The sequence below is a fragment of the Kitasatospora sp. DSM 101779 genome, from assembly GCF_025655475.1.
GTDB lineage: Bacteria > Actinomycetota > Actinomycetes > Streptomycetales > Streptomycetaceae > Kitasatospora.
Genome location: NZ_JAHTIK010000001.1, coordinates 7,686,703 through 7,694,166, shown reverse-complemented (window position 1 = coordinate 7,694,166; position 7,464 = coordinate 7,686,703). Strand labels below are relative to the sequence as shown.

General features: G+C 73.5%; 5 protein-coding genes and 1 pseudogene. 2 read left to right on the top strand and 4 right to left on the bottom strand.

Features of this window, described 5'->3' with window-relative positions; all coding sequences use genetic code 11:
* Window positions 1–944: pseudogene (locus tag KSNIM_RS35090) on the bottom strand (hypothetical protein); the annotation flags it as partial.
* Between the two features lie 611 nt (window positions 945–1,555).
* Between KSNIM_RS35090 and KSNIM_RS35085 the strand changes: the two are divergent.
* On the top strand, window positions 1,556–3,418 hold the full coding sequence (locus KSNIM_RS35085) for a transglycosylase domain-containing protein (RefSeq protein WP_263107223.1): 1,863 nt from the start codon (window positions 1,556–1,558) through the stop codon (window positions 3,416–3,418).
* Between the two features lie 45 nt (window positions 3,419–3,463).
* Here KSNIM_RS35085 and KSNIM_RS35080 read toward each other — a convergent pair whose 3' ends face one another.
* Entirely contained in the window at window positions 3,464–4,717 is a 1,254-nt protein-coding gene (locus tag KSNIM_RS35080) for a hypothetical protein (RefSeq protein ID WP_263107222.1), read from the bottom strand.
* 353 nt (window positions 4,718–5,070) lie between these two features.
* On the opposite strand from KSNIM_RS35080, the gene KSNIM_RS35075 reads away from it, so the two are divergent.
* Complete coding sequence (locus tag KSNIM_RS35075; protein WP_411543905.1) at window positions 5,071–5,373, top strand: Rid family hydrolase; 303 nt, start codon at window positions 5,071–5,073, stop codon at window positions 5,371–5,373.
* Between the two features lie 100 nt (window positions 5,374–5,473).
* Here the strand turns inward: KSNIM_RS35075 and KSNIM_RS35070 are convergent, their stop codons facing one another.
* Entirely contained in the window at window positions 5,474–6,298 is an 825-nt protein-coding gene (locus KSNIM_RS35070; protein ID WP_263107221.1) for an ABC transporter permease, read from the bottom strand.
* Entirely contained in the window at window positions 6,295–7,290 is a 996-nt protein-coding gene (locus KSNIM_RS35065; protein WP_263107220.1) for an ATP-binding cassette domain-containing protein, read from the bottom strand. Before KSNIM_RS35065 ends, KSNIM_RS35070 begins: the two co-directional genes overlap by 4 nt.
* Between the last annotated feature and the right edge of the window lie 174 nt (window positions 7,291–7,464).

Sequence of the window (7,464 nt, the reverse complement as noted above, 5' to 3'; positions counted from 1 at the left end):
TGGCGGTGCCGCTGCTGCTGCAGGCGCCCAGGCCGAGGGCGAGGGAGCCGGCGGCGAGCAGGACGGCGAACGACTGGGGGCGGGAGAGACGGGACACGGGATCCTCCTGGGAGTTCGGACAAGGGTGACGACGGTGTTGTGCCAACCCGTCGAACCGGACGGGAACGGGGGTCTGCGGGGCTCGGGTCGGGTCCGGCCGCCCGCGTCGGCGGCACGGACCTCGATGCGACGAGGCCGTGGATCCGCAGGGACCAGCTCCGCGAGTCGATCCCGGGCAGGGTGAGGGTGGTGTCGATGCGGGAGCGGTCGGCGGTGGGCGTGCCGAAGGCGGTGAGGTCGGGCACGGCCGGGCCCACGTCGGTGCGGCTGTCGGGGAGGCGGCGCCCTGCGGCGGCACCGAGGGCTGCCGCTCCGGTCGTCGGTCCGGTGGCGCCAAGTACGGTCCGCCGACCCCGCCCGGGGGTGGCGTCCCCCGGTGGGCCGGGCCGGTCTCCGGAGCGGCCTTGGTTGCGGGTGGTGGCGCTGCGCAGCGAACGGGCCAGGAACCACAGGACGGTGGCGTCGGTGAGGCCCGCGGCGACGGACGGGTACGTGTCGGCGGCCCGGGCGGTCGGGCGCGAGGCGGCCGCCCAGATGCCGACGGTGCCGAACGGGCCGACGGCGGCCGCGCCGGGGCCGGGCCGCCGCAGGGCGATCAGTCCGGCGAGGGTGGCGAGCAGGGCCGTCACCGTGAGGATGCCGGTGACCAGCACGGCCTTGTCGTGGGTGCCGAAGGAGCGGACGGCGTACTCCTTGAGCCAGGTCGGGGCGAGGTCGATCGCGGCGGCCATGTCGCCCGCCGTCAGTGCCGAACCGGTGGCCGCCAGGCCGACGGCTCCGGCGGCGCACGCCCGGCCGAGCCCGGCTCTGCGGCGGCCCGTCCGGTGGTCATGGTCGTTGCTCACACCCGGTATTCGGGCGTGCCGGAGGTGCGGATGGGTCCGGATTTTCCGGTCGGCGCCGCGGGCGAGTACGGGCGGGCCGCACCGGGGGTCCGGCTGCGGTCGGTGCGGGTGGCGGCGGGGGCGGTGCCCGGTGGGCGTGGACGGTCTTTCCGCCGGCTCTGGCGCGGCAGTGCCGGCCGACGTCCAGACCTTCTCCCCGTGGGTGGGGATCCACCGGTCGTCCGGATGGTCGACAGTCGGCCCGCACCCGATGCCACCGCCTACAGCTCGCCCCGCACGCGCACTGCCTCGCACGAGAGGTGAGTTTCCGTCAGGTCCGCAAGACCCCGTCACCATGGCGAAGATCACAAGGCCCGGACGGGGTGCGTCGCGCGTCTATAGGGACGGGGGGTGACCTTGTCGTCGACGAAGCGGAGCTGAGTGTGCGTGTCCCAGGACGGCCCCGGAGCGGTGGAGCAGGAACGGGGAGACGGCGGCGGGCGGGTGCCCGGGCCGGGCGGGCCCGCGGGCTGCTGCGACGGTTACGGCCGGCCTACCCGCGGCCGGGGCGGCGCGGGCTGCGGCGCTGGCTGCCGTCCTGGCGGCAACTGCTCGCCGTTCTGCTGACCGGGGTGGCCGCGCTGGTGGGCGCCGTCTGCTGGCTGTTCGCGACCACGCACGTCCCGGAGGACCTCAACTCCTTCGCCACCCAGCAGAACAACGTCTTCTACTGGTCGGACGGCACCGAGATGGCCCGCACCGGGTGGGTGAACCGGCAGGAGGTGCCGCTGGAGAAGGTTCCGGAGTCCGTCCGGTCGGCGGTGCTCGCGGCGGAGAACGCGACCTTCTACTCGGACGCGGGCGTCTCCCCCAGCGGCATCGCCAGGGCCGTTTGGGCGATGGTGACCGGCGGCGACACGCAGGGCGGCTCGACGATCACCCAGCAGTACGTCAAGAACATCTACCTGACCCAGGAGCGCGACCTCTCCCGGAAGGCCAGCGAGATCGTCATCGCGGTCAAGCTGGACCGCCGGCTGAGCAAGGACGAGATCCTCGCCGGCTACCTCAACACCAGCTGGCTCGGCCGGGGCAGCTACGGCATCCAGCGGGCCGCCGCCGCGTACTACGGCAAGGACGTGTCGGCGCTGAACCCGAGCGAGGCGGCCTTCCTCGCCGCGCTGCTCAAGGGCGCGTCGCTGTACGACCCGTCGCTCGGCCAGGAGAACCACCGCAGGGCGGTCGAGCGGTGGTCCTGGGTCCTGGACCGGATGGTGGAGACCGGGAAGCTCTCCGCGGCCGAACGTGCCCGCTACACCGTCTTCCCGGAGCCGGTGGCACCGCCGGTTGCCCGGGGCCTCGGCGGGCAGACCGGCTATCTGGTGGACCTGGCCCAGAGCTACCTGGTCGCCCACTCCGGCATCACGCCCGCCCGGCTCGACCTGGGCGGCTACCAGATCCGCACCACCTTCGACCGGCAGCGCACGGCCGAGCTCACCGCCGCCGTGCAGAGCGCCGGTCCGACGCTGGACCCGGCCCGGGAGGCTGACCGCCACGTGCGGATCGGCGCCGCCTCGGTCGCCTCGGACGGACGGATCCTGGCGCTGTACGGCGGGCCCGACTACCTCAAGCAGGGCTTCGACAACGCCAACACCTCGAACATCCCGGTCGGCACGGCCTTCACCCCGATCGTCTACGCGGCCGGCCTCGACCAGGGCGTCCGCAAGGGCCGGGAGGGCGGCCGGAACCCGGTCGCACCCACCACGCGCTACGACGGCCGGGACGGCATCCCGGTGCTGACGCCGGAGGGCCCGTACTGGGGCCGGGACGGGAAGATGGCGAAGACCGCCAACGAGGGCCACAAGGACTGGGGCAGCATCAGTCTGCGCGACGCCGTCGCCCAGTCGGCGAACGGCCCGATGATGCAGCTCGGCATGGACGTCGGCCTGGACCGGGTCCGCTCGACCGCGACCGGGCTCGGCCTTCTGCCGGAGACCCTCGGCGACCTGGTGCCGTCCTTCTCGCTCGGCAACTCCCGGCCCAGCGCGATCCGGACGGCCTCGGCCTACGGCGCCTTCGCGGCCGGGGGCATGCACACCGACCCGTACTCGGTGGTGTCGGTGACCCGCAACGGCGCACCGGTCGTGCTGATCCGGCCGGCTGCCGTCCGGGCGCTGCCCGAGCCGGTCGCGGACCGGGTCGACGAAGCGCTGAAGGAGGCCGTCCGGAACGGCAGTGCCGGCGAGGCGGCCGCGGCCGGCCCCGGTACGGCGGGCAAGCCCGGGACGACCGAGGACCGCACCGCCGGCTGGTTCGTCGGCTACCGGGGGCAGGTCGCCACCGCCGTCGCGATGTTCCGGATGGACCCGGCGAGCATGGCGCTCTTCCCCTTGGACGGCGTCGGCGGCGCACCGGCCACCGACCCGGTCTCCACCTACCCGACCCGGATCTGGACCGCCTACGCCCGCCAGCCCGGCGGCGCCCTGAACGGCCGGTAGGCCGCACTCCGGGACCGGGCGGCGCCGCCCGGTCCCGGAGTGCGGCTACTTGACCAGGGCGGACCAGTCGGCGGGCTGCGCCGGGTCGAGGCCGCGCAGCCGTTCGAGCACCTTCGGGTCCTGCGCGTCGAGCCAGTCGGCGAGTTCCTTGAAGGAGACGCAGCGCACGCCCTCGCGCTTGCAGACGCTCTTCACCACGTCCTCGATGGCCTGCATGTAGATGCCACCGTTCCAGGTCTCGAAGTGGTTGCCGATGAACAGCGGCGCGCGGCTGCCGTTGTAGACCCGCTCGAAACCGTTGAGGTAGCCGTCGCGGGTCTCCCGCTCCCAGGCCTGGTACTTCTTCGGATCGCCGTTGGTGCTGTCCCCGGACTGGTTGGCGAGGAAGTTGAAGTCCATCGACAGGACCTGGGTGGGCTTGCCCGGGTACGGGACCATCTGCAGCGGGAAGTTCCAGATGCCGTCCTTCTTGGCCGGCCAGACCTGGAACTCGCCGGGCGAGCTGGCGTCGTAGCGGAACCCGGAGGCCTTCTCCGCGGCGAGCAGGTTCTTCTGGCCCTCCAGGCAGGGCGCGCGCCCGCCGACCAGTTCGCGGGTGTAGTCGAACGGGAGGGCCGGCTCGTCCTTCATCCCGGTGTTGGTCTTCCAGTCGGTGACGAAGGAGCGGGCCTGGTCCAGCTCGCTCTGCCACTCGGCGACGCTCCAGTCGCCGCCGCCCTTGGGGCCGCAGAAGTGGCCGTTGAAGTGCGTGCCGATCTCGTTCCCGTCCAGCCAGGCCTGCCGGACCTGTTCCAGGGTCGCCCGCAGGTGGGCGTCGGTGGGGAAGGATATGTCCGCCTTGCCCGCCGCGTGCTGGGGCGGGTGGTACAGCGAGCGCTTGGAGTTGGGCACCAGGTAGATGCCGCTGAGGAAGAACGTCATGTGGGCGTCGTTCTCCTGCGCGACCTTGCGGAAGTGCGAGAACAGGTGGTCCTCGTTCTCCAGCGCGCCGTCCCAGGAGAAGACCACGAACTGCGGCGGCTTCTCGCCGGGTTTGAGCTTCTCGACGGGCGGCCGGTTCGGCTGCGGCCCGGTGTCGGAGGTCGAGCCGTCGCCGATCGACCGGACGACGCCGTCCCACGTCGGCGAGGGCGACGGCGCGGGCGCCCGGGTCGTCGGCGCGGCACCCGTGGCGCTGCCCGCGGCCGCGGACGGGACGGGGCCCGCGGACTCCGTGTCGGAGCCCGGCAGCAGGGCCACGGTGACGGCGCCGGCGACGCCGACCGCGAGCAGGCCGGCCAGGCCGCGTGAGGTTCTCATCGTCTTCTCGTTCCTCGTCCGAGGGCAGCCGGGGTGGTCGGCTGCCGTGCGTGCGGCCCGGCCGGGAACGGCCACGCCCGCGGACCGGCCACCTGTTCGACCGCCCCTGACATGGACAACGCTCCTGACCACCCATCAGGTTGCACGCGAACCGGAGCAGCCCCGCCCGACCGCCTCGGGACCCGCCGAAAGCCCCTTGGCGGCGCCGGCCGCCCTGCGACCACCACCCGATGACCGACCCTCACCACACCGCCCTCCACCGGCTCTGGGGGGCGCCAGCTGTACGAGCGGCCGGTACAGCCATGTGGTGAGCGGGCGGGGGGCGGTTCGTCACGGTCGCCGGCCAGGTCGCGCTGGACGAGAACGGCAAGCTGGTCGGCGAGGGCGGTGCGCTCGCCCAGGTGCGCCAGGTCTTCACCAATCTGGAGCGCTGCCTCGCCGCCGCCGGCGCGGGCTGGCCGGAGGTGGTCAGGCTGACCTTCTTCCTCACCGACATCGCCGACCTGCCGGCGGTCCGCACGGTCCGGGACGACGTGCTCGACCCCGAGCACGCGCCCGTCAGTCCGGCGGTGCAGGTCACGGCGCTCGCGCGGCCCGACTTCCTGGTCGAGACCGAGGCCTTCGCGATGGTGCCGGAGGAACCTGCCGCGCCGTGACCGCCGCCGCCCTCGACCGGGCCGGCCGGGCCGAAGGCCGCGCAGGGCTTGCCGACGAGTCGCGTCGCATCGGCGCGCGTCGGGAATCGTTCAGACCGCCCTAGACGGCCCGCCGGTAGAGCCAGACGCCGAGGGGTGCGAAGACGGCGACGATGCCGGCGTCCCAGGCGAGTGCCTCCCAGACCGCGGTGGTGGCCGGGCCGCCGAGGACGAGGACGCGGACCGCCTCCGCGGTCTTGGAGACCGGCTGGTGCTCGGCGAAGGTCTGCAGCCAGCCGGGCATGGTGCTGACGGGCACGAAGGCCGAGGAGGCGAACACCAGGGGTGCGAGCACGGGGAAGGCGGCGGCCTGCGCGGTCTCCGGGTCGCCGACGGCCATGCCGACCACCGCGAAGATCCAGGACATGGCGAAGCCGAAGGCCAGCACCAGCAGGACCCCGCCGAGGAAGGCCGGAACGCCGGCGTGGATCCGGAAGCCGAGGGCGAAGCCGACGGCGGTCATCAGCGCCACCACGAACACGTTCCGCGCGAGGTCGGCGGTGGTGCGGCCGGAGAGCACGGCCGATCTCGCCATCGGCAGCGACCGGAAGCGCTCCATCAGTCCGGTCTGCATGTCGGTGGCCAGGCCGATCGCGGTGTTCATCGAGCCGAAGACGGCGGTCTGCACGAAGATGCCGGGGATCAGGAAGTCGACGTAGCCGACGCCCGGCGGCAGGGCCGGTCCGACCACGCCGCCGAAGACGTAGCGGAACATCAGGACAAAGACCAGTGGCTGGATGGTCGAGAAGACGAGCAGGCGCGGGACGCGGCGCAGCGCGATGAGGTTGCGCCAGGCCACCGCGAGTCCGTCCCGCACGGGTGCGGTGATCCGGGTGCCGAGCCGGCCGGCGGTGGTGGTGGCGGTCACGGCGGCGGTCGCGGTCATGGGGTGCCTCCGGGGGTCGCCGGGCTGTCGGCACCGTCCTGGGCGGACCGGACGGGTTGGGTGCGGTGGCCGGTCAGGGCGAGGAAGACGTCGTCGAGGCTCGATTCGCGGACGGTGACGGTGTGCGGGACGAGCCGGCTGCTCTCCAGGGAGTGCAGGACGTCCAAGAGCAGCCGGGACCCGTCCCGGGAGGCGAGCCGGAGCAGCACGCCCTCGCGTTCGGGCGGCTCGCCGAGGCGCTCGGTGAGGAGGCCGGCGGCCTGCGAGGCGCGGGTCTCGTCGCCCATGCCGAGTTCGATCACGGTGTTGCCGAGCCGGGTCTTGAGGGCGGCGGGGGTGTCGTCGGCGATGATCCGGCCCTCGTTGACGACCACGACCCGGCCGGCGAGGCGGTCGGCCTCCTCGAGGTACTGGGTGGTGAGCAGGACGGTGGTGCCGTCGCGGACGAGTTCGCGGATCAGGTCCCACAGGGCGGTGCGGCTGTGCGGGTCGAGGCCGGTGGTCGGCTCGTCGAGGAAGAGCACGGGTGGGTCGGGGACGAGGGCGGCGGCGATGTCGAGGCGGCGGCGCAGCCCGCCGGAGTAGGTGCGTACGGGGCGGTCGCCGACGTCGGCGAGGTCGAAGCGGTCGAGCAGTTCGGCGGCGCGGGGGCGGATCCGGGGGCGGGGCAGCTGGGTGAGCCGTCCGATCAGCCGGAGGTTCTCGCGTCCGGTGAGGTTCGGGTCGACGGCGGCGTACTGGCCGGCGAGGCCGATCAGTCGGCGGACGGTGGCGGCCTCGCGGACGACGTCGTGTCCGAGGACGACGGCCCGGCCGCCGCTCGGCCGCAGGATGGTGGTGAGGATCCGGATCGCGGTGGTCTTGCCCGCGCCGTTGGGCCCGAGCAGGCCGAAGATGCTGCCGGCCGGGACGTCGAAGTCGATCCCGTCCAGCGCGGTCACCGCACCGAACCGCTTGCTGAGGCCGACGACGCTGATGGCTGCCTGTCCCATGAGGGTGTCCCCCAGTCGTGACGACGAGGGCCGTGACGGCGGCGGACGAGGGCGCCGGCTCGCCCGGCCGGACCTCGTTCCATTGTCGTCTCCCAGGGCACCCGGGGCAGTGGGAGCCCGGGGCAACCACATCGGGTGCGAGGGGGTCGACCGCATCGGGTGCGAGGAGGTCGA